We start from the raw sequence: 20,740 nt of genomic DNA, 5'->3' as shown, positions 1-20,740 counted from the left end.
CCGCGGCAGGGGCCTCGGCTGCCGGAGCAGCCGTCTGGGCATTATGGTAGCTGGAGCCGGCCGGAGCGGAAGTGCCCGCTGCCGTGCTGTTGTCCTGCGCCATCGCGCCACCGGCCAAAGCAACGGACAGGGCTGCAACCGCCGTGAGCGAAACGTTTCTCATGGTCATTGTCGCCTCTCCTTACTCGGCAGGATGGGTTTTGGCGCCGTAATGCGCGTCGAAATCTTCCTCGATCGTCTGCGGCATCGGCAGCGGCTTTTCGATCACGCCGAGGATCGGCAGGATCACGAGGAAATAGGCGAACCAGTAAGCTGCACCGGCGAGCGAGATATAGGGGTAGATGCCTTCGGTCGGCATTGCGCCCACCCAGGTCAGCACCACGAAGTCGATCGCGAGCAGCCAGAACCACCATTTGAACTGCGGACGGAAGCGGCCCGAACGGACGCGCGACGTATCCAGCCACGGCACCAGCGCCATGACGATGATCGCACCAAACATCGCCAGAACGCCGAAGAATTTCGCGTCGATGATGCGGAAGGATGCCCAGTTGACCAGCTGCACCAGCCAGACGTCGGCCGTGAAGGCGCGCAGGATGGCGTAGAAGGGCAGGAAGTACCATTCCGGAACGATATGCGCGGGCGTCGAGAGCGGGTTCGCCTCGATGTAGTTGTCGGGGTGGCCGAGGTAGTTCGGCATGAAGCCGACGATCGCGAAGAAGACGACCAGAACGACTGCCAGACCAACGAGGTCCTTGATCACGAAATAGGGCCAGAAGGGCAGGGTGTCTTTCTGGGCTTCCTCTTTCGAGGTGCGGCGGACTTCGACGCCGGTCGGGTTGTTGTTGCCGGTGGTGTGGAAGGCCCACATGTGGACGATCACAAGCGCGGCAATCACGAAGGGCAGCAGATAGTGCAGCGAGAAGAAGCGGTTCAGCGTGGCGTTGTCCACGGCCGGACCACCCAGAAGCCAGGTCTGGATCGGCTCGCCGATGCCCGGGATCGCGCCGAAGAGGCCGGTGATCACGGTCGCGCCCCAGAAGGACATTTGGCCCCAGGGCAGAACATAGCCCATGAATGCGGTCGCCATCATCAGCAGATAGATGATCATGCCGACGATCCAGGTGATCTCGCGCGGGGCTTTGTAGCTGCCGTAATAGAGGCCGCGGAAGATGTGGATATAGACCGCGAAGAAGAACAGCGACGCGCCGTTTGCATGCATGTAACGCAGCATATAGCCGCCGTTCACGTCGCGCATGATGTGCTCGACCGACGAGAAGGCCAGGTCGACATGCGGGGTGTAGTGCATCACCAAAACGATGCCGGTCGCGATCTGCAACACGAGGCAGAATGCAAGAACAATGCCCCAGATCCACCACCAGTTCAGGTTTTTCGGGGTGGGGATCATCAGGGTGTCATACAACAGGCCGACGACGGGAAGGCGGCGGTTAAGCCAGCGTTCGAAACCCGTCTTGGGCTCGTAATGGTCGTGGGGAATTCCAGCCATGTGCGCCTCCTCAGCCCAGCTTGATGGTGGTATCGTTGACGAAAGCGGCGACCGGAATATGCAGGTTCTGCGGCGCAGGACCTTTCCGGATGCGGCCCGCCGTGTCGTAATGCGAGCCGTGGCACGGGCAGAACCAGCCACCGAAATCGCCGGCGCCGTTGCCGATCGGCACGCAGCCGAGATGGGTGCAAACGCCGATCATGACCAGCCATTCACCGGCCTCGTCGAGCGAGCGGTTCTGGTCGGTTGCAGGTTCGCCGGGCTTGTTGGCGTTCTCGGCATCCGAGTCGATCAGCTGGTTGAGTTCGACCTCGCGGCCGGCCTTGATCTCGTCTTCGGTCCGGCGGCGGATGAACACGGGCTTGCCCAGCCATTTGACGGTCAGCTGGGTGCCGGTTTCGACCCCGCTGATATCGACTTGGATCGAGCTGAGCGCCTGCACATCGGCCGAAGGGTTCATCTGGTTGATCAGGGTCCAAGCGGCCGCACCGGTAGCGACAGCGCCGGCACCGGCCGTCGCGTAGTAAAGAAAATCTCTCCGGGTGGCGCCGTGATCGCCTGCGTGTTCGTCTGCGTGGGACACGATCAGATCTCCAATTCTGCCCCCCTGGGGCTATGCGGCTATACGACTGTGGGCCGCACAAGACGCAGCCCTCGCGGGGCGGTTGTAGCGATCAAAACAGTGTCAGTCCAGCCGCGCTCGGCCCTTGGGGGCGGTCTATTGGGCGCAGGTGTGGGATTTTCGCTGCGCCTTTTGGATGAGGCTAGCGCTATCAGTTTCCGATTTCGCGCTATGGCTGTGAGCGGCGGGTAAAGAGCTACCATGACGCGGCTTTCACGATCCCGTGCCGGGGCGGTGCCGCGCGAGGGGATCGGGCAAAACGACTCGATGGCGCGCGCAGGTCGCGACGACGGGACGGCGGTCAGAGCAACCCCTCGCTCCGGAAGCTGATTTCGCGCGATTTTCCGATGATGATATGGTCATGGACCACGAGGCCCATGGTTTCGGCAGCCGTCACGATGCGGCGCGTCATGGTGATATCGGCCTCTGAGGGCGAGGGATCGCCCGAGGGGTGGTTGTGCACGAGGATCAGTGCGCTTGCATTGATGTCGAGGGCGCGGCGTATTATCTCGCGCGGATAGACCGGCACATGGTCGATCGTACCGCGTGATTGCTGCTCGTCCGCGATCAGGATGTTCTTACGGTCGAGATAAAGCACGCGGAATTGCTCGATCTCGGCATGGGCCATCGTGGTGTGGCAATAGTCGAGCAGCGCATCCCAACCGCTCAGCGCCGGACGGTTGATGACCCGCGACCGCGCCAGCCTTTGTGCCGCCGCTTCGACGATTTTCAGTTCTTGGATGACCGCGGGTCCGACACCGGAAATCTCGGTCAACCGGGCGGGATTGGCCGAAAGCACGCGGTTGAAATCCCCGAAGACCTCGAGCAGTTTGCGCGCCAGCGGTTTGACATCCTGACGCGGAATGGCGCGAAACAGCACCAGTTCGAGCATTTCGTAATCGGGCAAGGCATCCGCGCCGCCCTGCATGAAGCGCTCGCGTAGCCGCGCGCGGTGATCCGAGAGATAGCTGGGCTGCTTGCCACCATTGGCGCCATTGCCGACCGGCACGGCAGGCGCCACCTCGTCGCAATCATCGCGCGGCGCCGCGAAAAGCGGCAAAGGAGGTTCGGAGAGGGCGCGATTCTGGCTCATGCCCCCAAAGTCGCGCCAAAGCGTGAAGATCGCGTTAACGCACTGAGGTTCCGGAGATTGCGGCGTCTAAAGAAAAAGGCCCGGACGCACCGGGCCTTTCAACGGGTATGGGGAGAGTGGGGCTCAGCCCTTCATCTCGTCCCAGAAGCCTTTGATCTTTTGAAAGAATCCTGAGGTCTGCGGGTTGTTGTCCGCCTGGATCTCGTCGAATTCGCGCAGGAGTTCCTTTTGGCGCGCCGTCAGGTTGACCGGCGTTTCCACCGTCAGTTCGATCAGCATGTCGCCATGTTCGCCCTGCATGCCCGCGCCGTGACGCAAAGGCGGCATGCCCTTGCCGCGCAGACGCAGCTGTTTGCCCGATTGCGTGCCGGCCGGAACCTTCACGCGCGAGCGACCGCCGTCGATGGTCGGAACCTCGATCTCGCCGCCCAAAGCGGCGGTGCCGATGCTGACCGGCACCTGACAGGCGAGGATGCGGCCGTCGCGGACGAAGATCGGATGCTCTTTGACATCGATGAAAATATAGAGGTCGCCCGAGGGGCCGCCACGCATACCGGCCTCGCCTTCGCCGGCAAGACGGATGCGGGTGCCGGTTTCGACGCCGGCGGGAATGTTCACCGAAAGGCTGCGCTCTTTCTCGGTGCGGCCTGCGCCGTGGCATTCCTTGCAGGGGTTCTTGATGATCTGGCCCTGGCCGTTACAGGTCGGGCAGGTGCGCTCGACCGTGAAAAAGCCCTGGCTGGCGCGGACCTTGCCCATGCCCGAACAGGTCGGACAGGTCGCGGGATCGACGGCACCTTCGGCACCGGTGCCGTTGCAGGCATTACAGGCAACCGAAGTCGGAACCGTGATCGCCTTCTGGATGCCGGTAAAGGCTTCTTCCAGCGAAACCCGCAGGTTGTAGCGCAGATCCTGACCGCGGCTCTGGCGGGGACGGCCGCCCTGACCACCACGACCACCCATGAAATCGCCGAAGAGGTCTTCGAAGACATCGGCAAAGGCCGAGCCGAAATCGCCGCCCTGAGGACCACGTCCGCCGCCGAAACCACCCATGCCGCCATCGAAAGCCGCATGGCCGAAGCGGTCATAGGCCGCCTTGCGCTGGTCGTCCTTCAGGCATTCATAGGCTTCGTTGACCTCTTTGAAATCGGCCTCCGAAGTCTTGCTGTCGCGGTTGAGATCAGGATGCAGAGCCTTCGCTTTGGCGCGATAGGCCTTTTTGATTTCGTCTGAAGACGCGCCTTTCGCAATGCCGAGCACGTCGTAATAATCACGTTTAGCCATGTCGTCTTCGTCCCGGGCCTTTCATGAATGAACCGGCCCGCGCGGTTTCGCGCGACGGGCCGGCCTGACTGGTTGCGCGCGATCAGTTACGCTTTTTGTCTTCGCCGAGGTCTTCGAAATCGGCGTCGACGATATCGTCGTTGACGTCACGCGGCTCGGAGTCGCGGTCGGCATCGGCATTGCCGCCGGCTTCGGCTTCGCTCGCCTTGTAGATCGCCTCGCCAAGTTTCATCGACGCATCCATCAGGTTCTGGATGCCGCCTTTGATCTTGCCGGCGTCTTCCGACTTCAGCGTGTCTTCCAGCGCACCGATCGCCAGCTCGATCACTTCGACCGTCGAGCCGTCAACCTTGTCGCCATGCTCTTCCAGCGATTTCTTGGTCGAGTGGATCAGGCTTTCGGCCTGGTTTTTGGCTTCGACCAGCTCTTTGCGGGCCTTGTCGGCTTCGGCATTGGCTTCGGCGTCTTTCACCATCTGCTCGATATCGGCATCGGAGAGGCCGCCCGAGGCTTGGATCGTGATGTTTTGCGACTTGCCGGTGCCTTTGTCCTTGGCCGAAACCGAGACGATGCCGTTTGCGTCGATGTCGAAAGTGACTTCGATCTGCGGCAGGCCGCGGGGTGCCGGCGGGATGTCCTCGAGGTTGAACTGGCCGAGCATCTTGTTGTCGGCAGCCATCTCGCGTTCACCCTGGAAGACCCGGATGGTGACGGCGTTCTGGTTGTCTTCGGCGGTCGAGAAGACCTGGCTTTTCTTGGTCGGGATCGTCGTGTTGCGGTCGATCAGGCGGGTGAAGACACCACCCAGCGTTTCGATGCCCAAGGACAGCGGGGTCACGTCGAGCAGGACCACGTCTTTGACGTCGCCTTGCAGAACGCCGGCCTGAATGGCCGCGCCAAGCGCCACGACTTCGTCGGGGTTCACGCCTTTATGGGGCTCTTTCCCGAAGAAAGCGGTCACTTCCTCGATGACTTTCGGCATACGGGTCATACCGCCGACGAGAACGACCTCGTCGATGTCGGCTTTCGACATGCCGGCGTCCTTGAGTGCTTCCTGAAGCGGCTTGGTGGTGCGCTTGATCAGGTCGGCAACCAGGCTTTCCAGCTTCGCACGGGTCAGTTTCATGACCATGTGCAGCGGCGTGCCGGTGTTTTTGTCCATCGAGATGAACGGCTGGTTGATCTCGGTCTGCGACGAGGAGGACAGCTCGATCTTGGCTTTCTCGGCAGCTTCTTTCAGGCGCTGCAGCGCCATCTTGTCTTTGGTCAGATCGACGCCGTGTTCTTTTTTGAACTCGTCGGCCAGATACTGGACGATGCGCATGTCGAAGTCTTCGCCACCCAGGAAGGTGTCGCCGTTGGTCGATTTCACTTCGAACAGGCCATCGTCGATTTCGAGGATGGTGATGTCGAAGGTACCGCCGCCAAGGTCATAGACCGCGATGGTTTTCGAATCTTTCTTGTCCAGACCATAGGCCAGAGCGGCGGCGGTCGGCTCGTTGATGATGCGCAGGACTTCGAGGCCGGCGATTTTGCCCGCGTCTTTGGTTGCCTGACGTTGGGCGTCGTTGAAGTAAGCCGGAACCGTGATGACGGCCTGCTCGACTTTCTCGCCCAGATAGCTTTCGGCGGTTTCCTTCATCTTCTGAAGGATCATCGCGCTGACCTGCGAGGGCGAATACTTCTCGCCATGGACTTCGACCCATGCGTCGCCATTGCCACCGTCAACGATGGAATAGGGCACGAGGTTCTTGTCCTTCTCGACTTCGGCGTCGGTAACGCGACGGCCGATCAGGCGTTTCACGGCGAAAACGGTGTTCGACGGGTTGGTGACGGCTTGGCGCTTTGCAGCCTGGCCGACCAGACGTTCGCTGTCGGTAAAGCCGACGATGGACGGCGTGGTGCGCGCGCCTTCCGAGTTCTCGATAACCTTGGGCTGGCTGCCGTCCATGATGGCGACGCAGCTGTTGGTGGTACCAAGGTCGATGCCGATGACTTTAGACATTCAAAATCCTCTCTTGCGGCGATGTTTCGGCTTCCAGAGCCGTAGCGGCCTCTGGGCGCCTATCCCTAATCTTGCCGGCCTGGTGATTTGGCCCCTGCCGGCTTCGAGTCTCTATATAGGGAGGGGAAAGCGCGCTGCAAGCCGGTGTCGACCAGTGTTTTGCCTATTCTCGGCAGGCATCGGAATCTGTGGTTAATTGACGGTTAAATGCCGCCGATCCGGCGCTGATTCACGTGAAAAAGCGGTTTCGGGCCGAAAGGGGCTTTGTCCGAACTGTCCGGATCCGCACCCGACAAGGGCCCCGCCGCGGCCGGATCCGGGCGGGGTTAGCGCCCCGCGCTCCAGCTCAAGGATGCGGCGTTGCGGGTCACGAATTCGGCCATCAGCCCGATCATCATCACCGCGATGATGACATAGACCGGATAGGTCAGGCTGGTGTTGCGCGGCGCATAGTTGATGAAGGCAAAGCCGCGCGTCTGGTCGATGAGGTGGAACAGGGGGTTCCAGCCGAACATGTGCAGCATGAAGGTGGGCAGGGTATTGGCCACGAACATCTTGCCCGAAGCGATCATGTTCACGCGCTGGTAAAGCGTCGTGATGACCTTGCCGCCCGGCGGCCACCACATGCGCACCGCAAGAAAGATCAGCCCGACGCAGATCCCGTAAAACCACGCCAGCAAAAGCATGCCGTAGCACGACAACGGGTCATCGATATGGATGGGCGCGATCAGGGTGTGATAGGCCCAGAGCATGACGAAGATCGAGATCGTCTGGCGGTAAAGCACCGCCAGCGACGCGCCGCAAATCAGTACCGCAGTGTTCATCGGCCCGTGTTTGACCATGCTGTCGAGCGCGTTCCCCGCCCGCGAGACCGCACCCGCCGTCTGGCTATGCGTCATGAAAAGGAAGATCCCGGTCATGATGAAGACGATGAAATCGCCGCGGATCGGCGAATGTTTCACGCCGATCAGCATATACATCCCGAGAAAGCCGACGACGAACAGCGAGGATTGCAGGATGGTCATCAGCAAGCCGACCACGGCGTTGCGGTGGTCTTTGCGCAGGTCGTAAACCGTAACGTGATAGATCAGCGCCAAGGTCGTCAGCGCGGCCTCGAACATGTTGCGGTTTCGGCGTTGCGTGAACATGACGGTTGTCCGGTCCTTCCTGCGGATGGCCGACGCTTGCCGAAAGCCATGGCTCGCACCATAAGTGAGGACAAACGCGGGTTCAATCTGGTGCAGACGCCTCGCGCTGCGGCAGGAAAGGAATAATTGATGCAATTTGAACCGATGATGGCCGAGATGCGCCGACTGGCGCTGCAGGCGGGCGAGAAGATCATGGAGATCTACGGCGCCGAAGACTTCGATGTCCGCTCCAAATCCGATTCTTCGCCGGTGACCGAGGCCGACGAGGCAGCCGATGCGCTGATCTCGGCCGGCCTGCGCGCCGCTTTCCCCGAGATTCCGCTGGTCACCGAAGAACAATCCGCGACCCATGGCCAAAGTGTCGGCACTTTCCTCATCGTCGACCCGCTCGACGGCACCAAGGAGTTCGTGCAGCGCCGCGGCGATTTCACGGTCAATATCGCCTATGTCGTTGACGGCGTGCCGGTTCTGGGCGTGGTCTATGCCCCCGCCAAGGGTCGTCTGTTCTACACGCTGCCCGAAGGTGGCGCGGTCGAAGAGAAGGGCCCCTTCGGCGAAACGGCGGGCGAGACCGCTCCGATCGGCGTGACCTCGACCCCCGACAACCGTGCCTTGATGGTCGTCGCCTCGAAATCGCACCGCGATCAGGCGACCGACGACTATATCGCGCAATATAATGTGCGCGACATGACCTCTGCGGGCTCCTCGTTGAAATTCTGCCTTGTCGCGACCGGCGAGGCCGATCTTTATCCGCGTCTGGGCCGCACGATGGAATGGGATACGGCGGCGGGCGACGCGGTTTTGCGCGCGGCGGGCGGCAAGGTCGTACGCTTCGACGACCACAGCCCGCTGACCTATGGCAAAGCGGGATTCGAGAACCCCTTCTTCATCGCCTTCGCTCCGGGCGTTCTGCTGGTGAAGGGTTAAACCATGTCGGTCGTCATCGTCATTCCCGCGCGCTACCAATCCTCGCGCTATCCGGGCAAGCCCTTGGTCGAGCTGACGGGCGCCTCGGGCGAAGCCAAAAGCCTGATCCGGCGCAGCTGGGAGGCGGGGATTTCGGTCAAAGGCGTCGACCGTGTCGTCGTCGCGACCGATGATGCGCGCATCAAGGACCATGCCGAGGCCTTCGGGGCCGAGGTCGTCATGACCTCGCCCGAGGCCCGCAACGGCACCGAGCGCTGCGCCGAGGCCGTGGCCGCGATGGGGATCTCGCCCGAGATCGTGGTGAACCTGCAGGGCGACGCTCCGCTGACCCCCGCCTGGTTCATCGAGGATCTGGTGACGGGACTTCGCGGCGATGCCGATGCCGATATCGCGACGCCGGTACTGCAATGTTCGGGGCAGATGCGCGCCGATCTGATCGCGGACCGCGTTGCGGGTCGCGTCGGCGGCACGACGGCGGTTTTCGGCCACGACATGCGGGCGATGTATTTCTCGAAAGAGGTCATCCCCTATGCCGGTGGCGATTTCGCCCCCGACGCGCCGACGCCGGTCTTCCACCATGTCGGCGTCTATGCTTACCGTCCCGCCGCTCTGGCCGACTATCCGGCATGGGGCGAGGGCCGCACCGAGGTTCTAGAAGGACTCGAGCAGCTGCGTTTCCTTGAACGCGGCCGCAAGGTTCTTTGCGTCGAGGTCGAAGCCCGCGGCCGCGAATTCTGGGAGCTGAACAACCCCTCGGATGTCGCGAAAATCGAGGAGATGATGCGCCGGATGGGCGCGGATTGATCAAAATGACGGCTGGCGCGCGTCCCGATTTGCCGCGCCGGCCGCTCGCGCGCCTGTCGATCATCATCGTCTCGCGCCACCGGCCCGCGCGTCTGGCAAGCTGCCTGACGGCGCTGTCCCAGCAAAACCATCCCGAATTCGAGATCATTCTGGTTGCCGATCCGGCCTCTCTGGCGGTGCGCCCCGATCTTGCGCTCAAGCGCATCCCCTTTGACGAGGCCAATATCTCGGCGGCGCGCAATGCGGGGATTGCGGCTGCCGCGGGCGAGGTGATCGCCTTTATCGACGACGACGCTTTGGCGGTGCCCTCTTGGGCGGGCAGGCTGGCTGCGGCCTTTGCCGATCCGGAGGTGGTCGCGGCCACGGGCACCACGCGCGGCCCCGACGGCTTTCGGTGGCAGGTTCGGGCCGAAAGGATCGGGCGCGACGGTCTGGCCTATCCGCTCGATGTCGCGGGGCCGGTATCGCTTGCCCCGAAAGCGGGGGATCCGGTCAGCACGATCGGCACGAATTGCGCCTTTCGCGCGACGGCCCTGCGCGCGATCGGCGGCTTTGATCCGGCCTTTCGCTACCATCTCGACGAAAGCGACGTGAACCGCCGGATGGCCGCGCGTTTCCCGGAGGCTTTGACCGCGATCCTTCCGGCCGCCGAGGTCGTCCACGGCGCGGCGGCGGGCCCCTCGCGGGCAAGTTCCGGCGTGCCGTCGGATCTGCGCCAGATCGGGCGTTCGACGGCGCTTTTCATCCGAAGATCCGGCGGCACCATGCCCGACCTCGTGGCGATCCAGCGCAAAAGGCTGCTGCGTTTGATGGTGGCGGGGCGGCTTGATCCTTTCGCGCTTGGCCCGCTCCTGGCAGGGTTGGAGCAGGGTCTGGCGGATGGTCAGGCCGAGGATTTGCCCCCGCCCCCTGCCGGTGCCTTGCCCGAAAACGGGACGCCATTCCTGCGCTTTGCGGGTGATTTTCCCCCAGCCGATCCCGTGGTGCTCTCTGGCTGGCAGTGGCGCGCGGGCGCCTTGCGGCAAGAGGCGGCGCGCCATCTGGCCGGAGGGCGGGTCAGCTGCCTGATTCTCTGGAGCCCGACCGGCCTGCGTCCGCGATTGCGCCTTGCCTCGGGCGGCTGGTGGGAGCTTCAATGCGGGCGATGGGCCCTTGCCGGGCGCGCCTTTCGCGGGCAGGGCGATCTACCGCTTGCCCGATCGGCGCATCTCGCAATTTCCTGCCGATTGTCCAGTGGGTTGCGAGATTGAAATGAATTGTCGCATTCATTGTATTAAGTGCATTTGGAAACCAACTATTCACTGACATGTTGTGTACTCGGTGATAAAGACCTTGAAAATTTCCCCTCCGCGCCTTTGCGGAAGGGCTGAGGAGTGAAGTTCATGACGCGTAAAGTCACAAAAGCCATTTTCCCCGTCGCGGGGCTTGGCACGCGATTTCTTCCGGCAACAAAAAGTATTCCGAAAGAAATCATGACTTTGGTCGATCGACCGCTGATTCAATATGCGATCGACGAGGCCCGTGCTGCCGGAATTACCGAATTCATCTTTGTGACCTCGCGCGGCAAAGGCGCACTCGAGGATTATTTCGACCACGCGCACGAGCTGGAATCGAACCTCAAGAAAGCCGGCAAGACCGAGCTTCTTGAAACCCTGCGCTCGACCAATATGGAATCGGGGGCGATCGCCTACATCCGCCAGCACAAGGCCTTGGGTCTGGGCCATGCGGTCTGGTGCGCCCGCCGCCTCGTCGCCGACGAGCCTTTTGCCGTGATTCTCACCGATGACGTCATCATGGGCGAGCCGCCCTGCCTCCAGCAGATGATCGAGGCCTATAACGAGACCGGCGGCAGCATGGTTGCGACCATGGAAGTCCCGACCGAGAAGACCAAATCCTACGGCGTTCTGGATATTGCCGAGGATATGGGCGCGATCGTCCGTGCCAAAGGCATGGTCGAAAAGCCGCAATCCAATCCTCCGTCGAACCTCGCGGTGATCGGGCGCTACATCCTTGCGCCGACCGTGATGCAGAACCTCAACAAGCTGCGTCAGGGTTCGGGCGGGGAAATCCAGCTGACGGACGCGATTGCCGACGAGATCGAGGAAGGTCGCGGCGTCTATGGCCTGCGCTTCCGTGGCCAGCGCTTCGATTGCGGCTCGAAAGCGGGCTTCCTGCAGGCGACGGTCGCTTTCGGCCTCGCGCGCGAGGAGCTCAAGGACGAGTTCGGCGATTACCTCAACGATCTCGCCGCGATCCGCAAAGCGGCAGAGTAAGGACAGCACGATGAGCGACCGGGTTCTGGTCACGGGCGGTGCGGGCTATATCGGCTCGCATGCCTGCAAGGCCTTGAAAGCGGCGGGTTTCACGCCCGTGACCTATGACAGCCTTGTTACGGGCTGGCAGGAGGCCGTGAAGTTCGGCCCCTTCGAGCAGGGCGATCTGATGGATCGCGCCCGCCTCGACGAGGTTCTGGCCAGGCACCGGCCGGTCGCCGTCATGCATTTCGCCGCGCTGAGCCAGGTTGGCGAGGCGATGCGCGAGCCGGGCAAATACTGGCGCGGCAATGTCGCGGCCTCGCTGACGCTGATCGAGGCGACGCTGGCTGTGGGGATCAAGGATTTCGTCTTCTCCTCGACCTGCGCCACCTATGGCGATCACGACGGGGTGGTGCTGGACGAGAACACGCCCCAGAACCCGCTGAATGCCTACGGCGCCAGCAAACGCGCGATCGAGGACATGCTGAAGGATTTCGGCGCCTCCGACGGTCTGCGCTCGGTGGTCTTCCGCTATTTCAACGTCGCGGGTGCCGATCCCGAGGGCGAGGTGGGCGAGTTCCACCAGCCCGAAACCCATCTCATTCCGCTTATTCTCGATGCGGTTGACGGCAAACGCGGTGCGCTGACGATTTTCGGCACCGATTACCCGACGCCGGACGGCACCTGCATCCGCGACTATGTCCATGTCATGGATCTGGTCGATGCCCATGTTCTCGGCCTCAAGCGGCTCAAGGAGGGCAAGGTCGGCGCGGGGATCGAGGTCTTCTGCCTCGGCACCGGCAACGGCTTTTCGGTGCGCGAAGTGATCAATGAATCGCGCCATGTCACCAACCGCCCCGTGCCGATCACCGAAGGCGCGCGCCGCGAAGGCGATGCGGTCAAACTGGTCTCGGGCAGCGAAAAGGCGGTTGCGGTGCTGGGCTGGGAGCCGCATCGCTCGACGATGGCACAGATGGTGACGGATGCCTGGCGCTGGCACCAGAACGGCGGATATGCACGCTGAGCAGGGCATCCTGCTTGATATCTCGCGTCTGATCGCGCGGCTGGACGGCCTGCCTCTGACCGGTATCGACCGGGTCGAACGGGAATGGCTGCTCCATCTTCAGGACCAACCGCATCTTTTGCTCTGCCGTGCTTTCGGCGCGCAGCTTTTGCTGCCGCCCGAAGCGGGAGCGGCAATCCTGCGCTGGATCGACGGCGCGCAGGGCGATCTGCCCGCACCGGGCTTTCTGGCGCGGCTGCGCGGCAGGACCAGCGTCAAGGATCGCGCATTGTCCGCCCTGCGCGGCATGGCGCTGGCATCGGAGCGGGGCACAACCCGCCGTTTGGGCCGCATGGCCAAGACGCGGCTCGGGGGCGGGGCGGTCTACCTCAACCTCGGGCATGCGAATTGGCGGCGCGAAGTGTTCAACGGGCTCGCGGACTTGCAGCGGGTGGTTCTGATCCACGACATGATCCCGCTCGATCATCCCGAATATACCCGCGCGGGGCAGGACGTGAAATTCCGCGACCGGTTTATGATCGCGGCACAGGGGGCGGATCTGATCCTGACGATCTCGCAGGCCAGCGCCGAACGGATCGCGCTTTGGCGCAAGCGGCTTGTCGTCCATCGCAGCGCGCCCATCGTTGTGACGCCGATCGGCACGCGGCTGGCCGCGCCCGATGCCCGCGATCTGCCGGCAAGCCTCGACCTCTCGCGGCCGTTTTTCATCTGTCTCGGCACGATCGAGCCGCGCAAGAACCATGCGCTTTTGCTTGACGCCTGGGCGCGCATGGCGGCCGATCATCCGGATCAGCCCTTGCCGCAATTGTTCATCATCGGCCGGCGCGGCTGGGAGAACCACGAGACTTTCGCACGGCTCGACCGGCTGCCTGCAGGCGGCCCGATCGTCGAGCTGAACGGGCTCGACGACGGTGCGGTCGCGGCCTTGATGATGCGCTGCCACGGCCTTTTGATGCCGAGCCTTGCCGAGGGTTTCGGGATGCCTCTGGCCGAGGCCGCGCTGCGCGGCATACCCGTTCTCGCGACGCCTTTACCCTCGAGCAAGGAGCTCCTCGGAGACTGGGCGCGCTATCTCGAGTCCGATCGGCCGCAGCTTTGGGCCGACGAGATTTTTGCCATTTCCGCCAAACCTTTACAGCGTGTTCCTGCTTTGTCGGTTCCCGACTGGCCGATGCATTTCCGTTCGGTCACCGGCGCATTGCCGCACCTCTCCGAGTAGTTTATCAAACTAACGGAAAGGTTGAGACATTGCCCCGCATTATCCGCCAGTTGAAACGCAGAATCCGGCTTCGGGCGCGCAGGCAATGGCTGCTTGCCCGAGCGATACGGCGTCGGAAAAAGCTGCGCTCGCTGCTGGACCAGACGGCGAAAGTCCGGCCGGGCAACATTCTGCTTTTCGTGACGATGCGCAACGAGCGCGTCCGCTTGCCCTATTTTCTGGAATATTACCGGCAGATGGGCGTGCAGCATTTCTTTGTCGTCGACAATAACTCCGACGACGGCAGTCGCGAATTCATGATGGCCCAGCCCGATGTCTCGCTCTGGAGCACGCGGGCCAGCTACAAGGCCTCGCGTTTCGGGATGGACTGGCTCAACTGGCTGCTGCGGCGCTACGGCAGCGGGCATTGGTGCCTGACCGTCGATCCCGACGAGTTTCTGGTCTACCCCCATTGCGACACGCGGCCCTTGCGGGCGCTGACCGACTGGCTCGACGCTTCGGCGCTCCGGTCCTTTTCGGCCATGCTGCTGGACATGTATCCGCGCGGCGCGATTTCGGCCCAGCCCTATAGCGAGGGGCAGAACCCGTTCGAGATCGCGCGCTGGTTCGATCCGGCCAATTACGCGATCCGCAAGAACAACGAATACGGCAATCTGTGGATTCAGGGCGGTCCGCGCGCGCGGGTCTTTTTCCCCGACGAGCCGGCCAAGGGCCCCGCGCTGAACAAGGTGCCGCTGGTGCGCTGGGAGAAATCCTATGTCTATGCCAGCTCGACCCATATGCTTTTGCCGCGCTCGCTGAACCTCGTTTACGACGAGGAGGGCGGCGAGAAGGCCTCTGGCTGCCTGCTTCATGCCAAGTTTCTCTCGACCTTTGTCGAGAAATCCGCCGAAGAGCTGGACCGCGGCCAACATTACGCCAACAGTCAGGAATACCGCGCCTATCATTCGGGCCTGCAGGACGAGGTCGACCTGTGGTGCGACTATTCGCGCGAGCTGCAGGATTGGCGCCAGCTCGAGGATCTGGGGCTGATTTCCAAGGGGAACTGGGCTTGAGCACACGCGTCAAACTGGGCGTGGTCATGCTGTGCCATGACGAGCTGCATTTGGCGGCGCGGATGGTGCGTGTCTGGGCCGAGGGCGGGGCGGCGGTCTCCATCCATATCGACTCGCGGGCCTCGCAGATCGAGGTCGACAAGATGCAGTCCGATCTCTCGGATCTGGGCGAGGTGGTCTTTTGCCGACGCAGGCCCTGCGAATGGGGAATGTATGGTCTGGTCGAGGCGACGCAGGACGCCGCGACCATGCTGCTCGAGCGTTTCGACAATGTCACCCATGTCATGCTGGTCTCGGGCTCTTGCCTGCCGTTGCGGCCGGTGGCGGATCTGGTCGCCTTTTTGTCGCGCCATCCGCGGCGTGACTTCATCGAAAGCGTCACAGCCGAGGATGTCGGCTGGACCGTCGGCGGGCTGAACGAAGAGCGTTTCAACTTCCGCTTTCCGTTCTCCTTTCGTCGCCACCGCACGCTTTTCGACAGCTATGTGGCCCTCCAGCGCAAGGTCAAATTCCAGCGCCGGATTCCCGCCGGTCTGGTGCCGCATCTGGGCTCGCAATGGTGGTGCCTGACGCGGCAAACGATCGAGGCGATCCTGACCGATCCGCGCAGGCCGGAATTCGACCGCTATTTCTCGAAGGTCTGGGTGCCGGACGAGAGCTATTTCCAGACCTTGGCGCGGCGCCATTCGGTGCAGATCGAAAGCCGCTCGCTGACGCTTGCGAAATTCGACGGGCAGGGCAAGCCCTACATCTTCTATGACGATCACCGGCAGATGCTCGAGGAATCGGGCTGTTTCGTCGCCCGCAAGATCTGGCCGCGCGCGCGCGGGCTTTATTCCTATTTCCCGCGACCGATCATCGTCTGGCCCTCGGCGGCAGAGCCGCAACCGGCGCGTCTGTCGCGGCTGATCAACCGTGCCGTCTCGCGGCGCGATCTGGGTCGGGCGGGGCTTTATATGCAGAGCCGCTTCCCGAGAAAGGACCGCGAGAACGGAAAGACCAGCACCACCTACGGGGTTTTGCAAGGTTTCAATGATCTCTTCGCGGATTTCGAGCCCTGGCTGGCCGAAAGGCTGCCCGCCGATGTGCACGGCCATCTCATGGCGCGCGAGCGGGTCGAATTTTCCGATCGCGGTACGGTCGGGCCGGGCGCTTTGTCCGATAGCGCGGCTTTGCGCGATCTCGATCCGCGCGGCTTTCTGGCCAATCTCGTGCGCGCCTCGCACCAGATGCAGGTCTTCCAGCACAGCCCGCGCGATTGTCAGGACCTGAGCTGGTTCATGGCGACCGATCCCAATGCGCGGATTTTCGTCATCACCGGCGCATGGGCCGTGCCTTTGCTCAACTCCGGAATGCCCTTCGACGACATCCGCCGCATCGCCGCAATCTTGCAGCGCGCCGAGCTGGAAGTGGTCGCGACGCTCAACTCGGTCTGGCTCAAGGCGCGGGTCCAGATCTGGGATCTGGCCGATTTCACCGCCCGCCCCGCCGGAGCGATGCAGTCGGTGATCGCGGCGCTTGGCGGTGATCCGTCGCAGATGGGCGATCTGCCTGCGACCCGCGAGCTGGCCGGTCTGGGCCGGTTTTTCCAGCGTCTGCGCAATGCCGGTCTGCGGCCGCAGATGATGGGTGATTTCTCGGTCGACGAGCCTGCAGGAAAGGCCCTGTTCAAGTGACAAAACCAAACGCATTCAAGAGTTTCGTGGTCTTCGCCGAGATGCGGACCGGCTCGAACCTGCTCGAGGCGACGCTGAACCAGATCAAGCGCGTCACCTGCTTCGGCGAGGCGTTCAACCCCTATATGATGGGTTGGCCCGACAAGGACGAGCTGAAGGGCGTAACCCGCGCCGAACGCGACGCGGATCCCTTGCGGCTGTTGTCGGTGCTGTTCGACAAGCCCAACCATCTGTCGGGCTTTCGCTATTTCCACGACCACGACCCGCGGGTTTTCGATGCGATCATGGATGACCGCAGTTGTGCCAAGATCATCCTGACGCGCAATCCGGTCGACAGCTACGTCTCGACGCTGCTGGCGCGCGAGACCAACCAATGGAAGCTGAACGCGACCGAGACGCCGATTCCGGCCTCGGTGCGCTTCGATGGCGGCGAGTTCCGCCGGACCATCGACGCGATCGAGGAGTTCCAGCTCAAGATCCAGAACCGCCTGCAGTGCAGCGGCCAGTCGGGTTTCTGGCTGGGCTACGACGATCTGCGCGACGGCGACATCATGACCGGCCTGCTGCACTGGATGGGCCGGACTGATCTGGAGCGGGTCGAGCCCGCCTCGGATCAGGTGCCGCAGAACCCGCGCGAGCTGTCGGAAAAGGTCGTGAACTTCGACGAGATGGAGGCCGAGCTTTCGCGGCTCGACCCGTTCATGCTGCGCAAAGTTCCGAATTTCGAACCCAAACGCGGCCCGAACGTGCCGGGCTTCGTCGGCTGCGAGGCGGGGGCGGGGCTGGTCTTCATGCCGGTGCGCGGCGGGCCGACCGGCGTGGTCGGGGATTGGCTGCGCGGTCTGGGTGCGCTGACACGCGACTTCAACCAGAACAGCCTGCGCCAGTGGAAACGCGCCCATCCCGGACACCGCAGCTTCACGGTTCTGCGCCATCCGCTCAAACGCGCCTGGATCGCCTTCGACGCGCTTTTGGCAGGCAATAACGCCGATCTGCGCCAGACGCTGCGCGATACCTATCGTGTCGGGATCCCCGCCGAGGCCGATATCGCGCATCTGCCCCATTCCGAACTGGTTGGTGTTTTCGCGGATTTCCTCGATTTCCTGCGCCGCAACCTGAACGGCCAGACCGCTTTGCCGGTTCATGCCGGCTGGGCCTGCCAGTCCGAGGTGATCGCGGGTTTCGCGCGGGTCTCGAGCCCTGATTTCATCCTGCGCGAGGAAGATCTCTCGCGCGAGCTCGACTGGCTCGGCGCTTCGGTCGGGATTGCGGATGCGGCCGGTGGCTATCGCGCGCGCGATCTGCCCGATTTCCTTGACGACAAGGCTTTGCACAAGGCGGCGCGCGCGGCCTATCTGCGCGATTATATGGCCTTCGGCTTCGACAAGTAGCGGCCGGTTTTCGGCAGGTTCTAGCCCTGCGGGGTCATCGCTTTGCGTTGGCGCGTGCGTTCGATCCCCAACTGGCGTTCGCGCAGGATGATCGCGATGCCCGCGCCGATCACGATGGCCGACCCGATCAGCATGGTCACGGTCGGATGCTCGCCAAAGCTGACATAGCCGATCCCGAGCGCCAGAATGACCGAGGCATATTCGAAGGGTGCGACCACCGATGCCGGCGCAAAGCGGTAGGAGGAGGTCAGAAGGATCTGTCCGATCCCGCCCAGAATGCCGGTGGAGATCATCAAAACCAGCGTCCAGCCCTGCGGCATGGTCCAGCCGAAGGGCAGGGTGGTCAGCGCCAGCAGCGACGAGGTGACAGAGAACCAGAAGACGATGACCGAGGTGCGCTCCTCCATCACCAGCTTGCGGATGAAGATTTGCGCCAGGGCCGAGCAGGCCGCCCCGCTGAGCGCGAGTACCGCACCAAGCGTCTGCGCCGTGCTCAGCCCCTCGGAGGTGGTGTCGAAGCGCGGCAAAAGCACGATGACGACGCCGACAAGTCCGGTCAGCACCGCGATCAGGCGGAAGGCACGGACATCCTCGCCCAGAAACATGGCCGCGAAGATCACGGTCAGAAGCGGCGCGGCATAGCCGAGGGCGGTGACCTCGGGGAAGGGCAAAAGCCCCAGCGCGGCGAAGTTCAGCCCCATTGCGGTCGTGCCGATGAAGCCGCGGTAGAAATGGTTGATCGGACGCTTGGTGCGCAGGCCGGTCCCCAGCTCCCTGCGCCAGACAAGCCAGATCAGGATTACGGGGATCGCGAAAAACGAGCGGAAAAAGACCTGCTCGCCGGGTGGTGCCGCATCCGAGGTCAGCTTGATCAAGGCCGCCATCACGGTGAAGACGACGACGCTGAGGAGCTTCAACACGATGCCGGTGCTTGGGTTCATCTCAACCTGCTCAGGGCCCAACGGGCCGCATCAGAAACCGAAGGATCAGGGTCCGAGGTCAGGGGCTGCGCCAAGTTGCGCATGTCCTCGCGCCCCGAGTTCCCGATAGCATAGAGCACGTTCCGCACCAGCCTGTCACGACCTATCCGTTTGATCGGACTACCGGAAAAGCGCTCGCGGAAGGTCGGGTCGTCCAGCTGGACGAGATCGGCAAGATCGGGCGCGCGATGGGGACCGTGATAACGCAGCTCGCTGGCCTCTTGGGCGAATTTGTTCCACGGGCAGGCGGCCAGGCAGTCGTCGCAGCCATAGATGCGGTTGCCGAGCATCGGGCGCAGCTCTGGATCGACCGGACCTTTGTGCTCGATCGTGAGATAGGAAATGCAGCGCCGCGCATCGAGCTGGTAGGGCGCGGGAAAGGCCTTGGTCGGGCAGGCATCGAGACAGGCGCGGCAATTGCCGCAATGGCTGGATTCGGGCGCGTCTTTGGGCAGGTCGATCGTGGTGAAGATCGCGCCGAGAAAGAACCAGCTTCCCAGACGGCGCGAGAGCAGATTGGTATGCTTGCCCTGCCAGCCCAGACCCGCCGCTTCGGCGAGGGGTTTCTCCATCACCGGCGCGGTATCGACGAAGACCTTGATTTGCGCGCCCTCGACCTGATCGATCAGCCAGCGCCCGACGCGCTTTAACCGTTTCTTGACGAGGTCGTGGTAATCCTTGCCCTGCGCATAAACGCTGATCGCGCCTTTGTCGGGCAATTGCGTCACGGCCAGCGGATCATGATCGGGGGTGTAAAGTTCGGCCAACATGATGACGGAACGGGCCTCGGGCCACAAAGCGGCAGGATCGGCGCGCCAGTGGCTGCGCTCGGCCATCCATTCCATCTGGCCGTGGCGGTTCTCGCTCAGGAAATGGGCGAGACGTTCGGGTAGTTCGGGACGGCCGTCGGGGCGGCAGATCCCCATGTCGGAAAAGCCCTCGGCCAGCGCGGTCTGGCGCAGAAGGGCCTTGAGCGCGTCGGCCTTGGGGGTGTCGGGATCAGAAGTCGAGTTCGGCATAATGCGGTGCCGGCGGCACGCCCGGCAGGTGGTCGGCAAGCAGGCTGCGGAAGGCCGGACGCGATTTGATCGTCGCATACCATTCCTGCAACAGGCCCGAGCGGTCCCAATCCACATCCGAGATGTAATCGAGGCAGGAAAAATGTGCCGCTGCGGTGAAATCGGCCAGCGACATCGTATTGCCCGCCAGCCAGCGCCGCGTCTCGAGCAGGCTGGTCAGGTAATCCATATGGTCCTTGATCGCCTTGAGGCCGCTTTTGACGGTGCGCGAATCCGGATAGCCGGTCTTCATCACCTTCTTCCAGACCCGCTCGTTCATCACGGGCTGGGTGGCTTCGGTGTTGAATTTGTCGTCGAACCAGGCGCAAAGCCTGCGGACCTCGTAGCGCTCGATCGCCGAGGCGGGCATCAGCGACGGATTCGGGATGGTTTCGTCGAGATATTCGCAAATCGCCTGGCTTTCGGCCATCAGCCGCCCGTCCATGCGCAGAACCGGCAGCTTTCCGGCAGGGTTGCGGCGCAAGAGCTCGGTGCCGGGTTCCCAATAGCGGTCCTCGACCAGCTCGACCTCGATGCGCTTTTCGGCAAGCACCAGCCGCACCTTCCGGCAGAAGGGCGAAAGCGCGATGTGGTAAAGGCGGACGGTCGAGGAGGGGGAGGGCGTGTTCATACGCGAAAGGCTCGGGTCTGGAGGGAGATCACTGCGTGATACGCCGCGGGGGCGCATGTTTCAA

At 62.9% G+C, this 20,740-nt stretch carries 18 protein-coding genes; 9 read left to right on the top strand and 9 right to left on the bottom strand.

The annotated features are described in order from the left end of the window. Nucleotides 1-181: 181 nt before the first annotated feature. The 6 genes from petB to ACFFUC_RS07525 all read right to left on the bottom strand — a co-directional run bounded on the left by petB (nucleotide 182) and on the right by ACFFUC_RS07525 (nucleotide 7,656). The gene (gene petB, locus ACFFUC_RS07550; RefSeq protein WP_377684997.1) at nucleotides 182-1,504 is read right to left on the bottom strand and encodes a cytochrome b; all 1,323 of its coding nucleotides are present in this window, start codon (nucleotides 1,502-1,504) and stop codon (nucleotides 182-184) included. Between the two features lie 10 nt (nucleotides 1,505-1,514). Continuing rightward, nucleotides 1,515-2,087 carry a ubiquinol-cytochrome c reductase iron-sulfur subunit gene (petA, locus tag ACFFUC_RS07545; RefSeq protein ID WP_377684995.1) on the bottom strand — a complete coding sequence of 191 codons (573 nt, stop codon included), beginning with the start codon at nucleotides 2,085-2,087 and terminating at the stop codon, nucleotides 1,515-1,517. A 340-nt stretch (nucleotides 2,088-2,427) separates the two neighbouring features. Then, entirely contained in the window at nucleotides 2,428-3,219 is a 792-nt protein-coding gene (gene radC, locus ACFFUC_RS07540) for a RadC family protein (RefSeq protein WP_377684994.1), read from the bottom strand. Between the two features lie 123 nt (nucleotides 3,220-3,342). After that, nucleotides 3,343-4,503 carry a molecular chaperone DnaJ gene (gene dnaJ / locus ACFFUC_RS07535; RefSeq protein WP_377684992.1) on the bottom strand — a complete coding sequence of 387 codons (1,161 nt, stop codon included), beginning with the start codon at nucleotides 4,501-4,503 and terminating at the stop codon, nucleotides 3,343-3,345. Nucleotides 4,504-4,585: 82 nt separating this feature from the next. Beyond that, the gene (dnaK, locus tag ACFFUC_RS07530) at nucleotides 4,586-6,508 is read right to left on the bottom strand and encodes a molecular chaperone DnaK (protein WP_377684990.1); all 1,923 of its coding nucleotides are present in this window, start codon (nucleotides 6,506-6,508) and stop codon (nucleotides 4,586-4,588) included. A gap of 326 nt (nucleotides 6,509-6,834) precedes the next feature. Then, a complete protein-coding gene (locus ACFFUC_RS07525; protein ID WP_377684988.1) occupies nucleotides 6,835-7,656 on the bottom strand; it encodes an ABC transporter permease in 822 nt (273 codons plus the stop codon). A 129-nt stretch (nucleotides 7,657-7,785) separates the two neighbouring features. Between ACFFUC_RS07525 and cysQ the strand changes: the two genes are divergently transcribed. From cysQ to ACFFUC_RS07480, 9 genes are all read left to right on the top strand, one after another. After that, entirely contained in the window at nucleotides 7,786-8,583 is a 798-nt protein-coding gene (gene cysQ / locus ACFFUC_RS07520; protein ID WP_377684986.1) for a 3'(2'),5'-bisphosphate nucleotidase CysQ, read from the top strand. A 3-nt stretch (nucleotides 8,584-8,586) separates the two neighbouring features. Continuing rightward, entirely contained in the window at nucleotides 8,587-9,387 is an 801-nt protein-coding gene (locus ACFFUC_RS07515) for a 3-deoxy-manno-octulosonate cytidylyltransferase (protein ID WP_377684984.1), read from the top strand. Nucleotides 9,388-9,392: 5 nt separating this feature from the next. Continuing rightward, entirely contained in the window at nucleotides 9,393-10,637 is a 1,245-nt protein-coding gene (locus tag ACFFUC_RS07510; RefSeq protein ID WP_377684983.1) for a glycosyltransferase family 2 protein, read from the top strand. Nucleotides 10,638-10,769: 132 nt separating this feature from the next. Then, the gene (locus tag ACFFUC_RS07505; protein WP_377684982.1) at nucleotides 10,770-11,660 is read left to right on the top strand and encodes a UTP--glucose-1-phosphate uridylyltransferase; all 891 of its coding nucleotides are present in this window, start codon (nucleotides 10,770-10,772) and stop codon (nucleotides 11,658-11,660) included. 10 nt (nucleotides 11,661-11,670) lie between these two features. Next, entirely contained in the window at nucleotides 11,671-12,666 is a 996-nt protein-coding gene (gene galE, locus ACFFUC_RS07500; RefSeq protein WP_377684980.1) for a UDP-glucose 4-epimerase GalE, read from the top strand. After that, nucleotides 12,656-13,885, top strand: coding sequence for a glycosyltransferase family 4 protein (locus ACFFUC_RS07495; RefSeq protein WP_377684979.1), 1,230 nt, complete (start codon nucleotides 12,656-12,658; stop codon nucleotides 13,883-13,885). The genes galE and ACFFUC_RS07495 overlap by 11 nt, the downstream gene beginning before the upstream one ends. A 29-nt stretch (nucleotides 13,886-13,914) precedes the next feature. After that, nucleotides 13,915-14,940: a glycosyltransferase family 2 protein gene (locus ACFFUC_RS07490; protein WP_377684978.1), complete on the top strand. Its 1,026-nt coding sequence runs from the start codon at nucleotides 13,915-13,917 to the stop codon at nucleotides 14,938-14,940. Nucleotides 14,941-14,966: 26 nt separating this feature from the next. Further along, nucleotides 14,967-16,616: a DUF5927 domain-containing protein gene (locus tag ACFFUC_RS07485; RefSeq protein ID WP_377685293.1), complete on the top strand. Its 1,650-nt coding sequence runs from the start codon at nucleotides 14,967-14,969 to the stop codon at nucleotides 16,614-16,616. Continuing rightward, complete coding sequence (locus ACFFUC_RS07480; protein ID WP_377684976.1) at nucleotides 16,613-18,007, top strand: hypothetical protein; 1,395 nt, start codon at nucleotides 16,613-16,615, stop codon at nucleotides 18,005-18,007. The genes ACFFUC_RS07485 and ACFFUC_RS07480 overlap by 4 nt, the downstream gene beginning before the upstream one ends. A gap of 20 nt (nucleotides 18,008-18,027) precedes the next feature. Here ACFFUC_RS07480 and ACFFUC_RS07475 read toward each other — a convergent pair whose 3' ends face one another. The 3 genes from ACFFUC_RS07475 to fzlA are packed head-to-tail and all read right to left on the bottom strand — an operon-like array spanning nucleotide 18,028 to nucleotide 20,676. Continuing rightward, a complete protein-coding gene (locus ACFFUC_RS07475; protein WP_377684974.1) occupies nucleotides 18,028-18,948 on the bottom strand; it encodes a DMT family transporter in 921 nt (306 codons plus the stop codon). Beyond that, a complete protein-coding gene (queG, locus tag ACFFUC_RS07470; RefSeq protein WP_377684972.1) occupies nucleotides 18,945-20,006 on the bottom strand; it encodes a tRNA epoxyqueuosine(34) reductase QueG in 1,062 nt (353 codons plus the stop codon). Before queG ends, ACFFUC_RS07475 begins: the two co-directional genes overlap by 4 nt. Further along, nucleotides 19,987-20,676, bottom strand: coding sequence for an FtsZ-binding protein FzlA (gene fzlA / locus ACFFUC_RS07465; protein ID WP_377684970.1), 690 nt, complete (start codon nucleotides 20,674-20,676; stop codon nucleotides 19,987-19,989). Before fzlA ends, queG begins: the two co-directional genes overlap by 20 nt. Nucleotides 20,677-20,740: the final 64 nt, after the last annotated feature.

This window comes from Paracoccus cavernae (genome assembly GCF_042430175.1).
GTDB classification, from domain to species: Bacteria; Pseudomonadota; Alphaproteobacteria; order Rhodobacterales; family Rhodobacteraceae; genus Paracoccus; species Paracoccus cavernae.
Note: the sequence above shows the minus strand (reverse complement) of the source record. Positions and strands in the feature narration are given on the sequence as shown.

What these genes read in the sequence shown, in the direction of transcription:
- petB (WP_377684997.1), bottom strand. Translation starts at nt 1,504, where the DNA reads ATGGCTGGAATTCCCCACGACCATTACGAGCCCAAGACGGGTTTCGAA.
- radC (WP_377684994.1), bottom strand. Translation starts at nt 3,219, where the DNA reads ATGAGCCAGAATCGCGCCCTCTCCGAACCTCCTTTGCCGCTTTTCGCG.
- dnaJ (WP_377684992.1), bottom strand. Translation starts at nt 4,503, where the DNA reads ATGGCTAAACGTGATTATTACGACGTGCTCGGCATTGCGAAAGGCGCG.
- dnaK (WP_377684990.1), bottom strand. Translation starts at nt 6,508, where the DNA reads ATGTCTAAAGTCATCGGCATCGACCTTGGTACCACCAACAGCTGCGTC.
- ACFFUC_RS07525 (WP_377684988.1), bottom strand. Translation starts at nt 7,656, where the DNA reads ATGTTCACGCAACGCCGAAACCGCAACATGTTCGAGGCCGCGCTGACG.
- cysQ (WP_377684986.1), top strand. Translation starts at nt 7,786, where the DNA reads ATGCAATTTGAACCGATGATGGCCGAGATGCGCCGACTGGCGCTGCAG.
- ACFFUC_RS07515 (WP_377684984.1), top strand. Translation starts at nt 8,587, where the DNA reads ATGTCGGTCGTCATCGTCATTCCCGCGCGCTACCAATCCTCGCGCTAT.
- ACFFUC_RS07510 (WP_377684983.1), top strand. Translation starts at nt 9,393, where the DNA reads ATGACGGCTGGCGCGCGTCCCGATTTGCCGCGCCGGCCGCTCGCGCGC.
- ACFFUC_RS07505 (WP_377684982.1), top strand. Translation starts at nt 10,770, where the DNA reads ATGACGCGTAAAGTCACAAAAGCCATTTTCCCCGTCGCGGGGCTTGGC.
- galE (WP_377684980.1), top strand. Translation starts at nt 11,671, where the DNA reads ATGAGCGACCGGGTTCTGGTCACGGGCGGTGCGGGCTATATCGGCTCG.
- ACFFUC_RS07495 (WP_377684979.1), top strand. Translation starts at nt 12,656, where the DNA reads ATGCACGCTGAGCAGGGCATCCTGCTTGATATCTCGCGTCTGATCGCG.
- ACFFUC_RS07485 (WP_377685293.1), top strand. Translation starts at nt 14,967, where the DNA reads ATGCTGTGCCATGACGAGCTGCATTTGGCGGCGCGGATGGTGCGTGTC.
- ACFFUC_RS07475 (WP_377684974.1), bottom strand. Translation starts at nt 18,948, where the DNA reads ATGAACCCAAGCACCGGCATCGTGTTGAAGCTCCTCAGCGTCGTCGTC.
- queG (WP_377684972.1), bottom strand. Translation starts at nt 20,006, where the DNA reads ATGCCGAACTCGACTTCTGATCCCGACACCCCCAAGGCCGACGCGCTC.
- fzlA (WP_377684970.1), bottom strand. Translation starts at nt 20,676, where the DNA reads ATGAACACGCCCTCCCCCTCCTCGACCGTCCGCCTTTACCACATCGCG.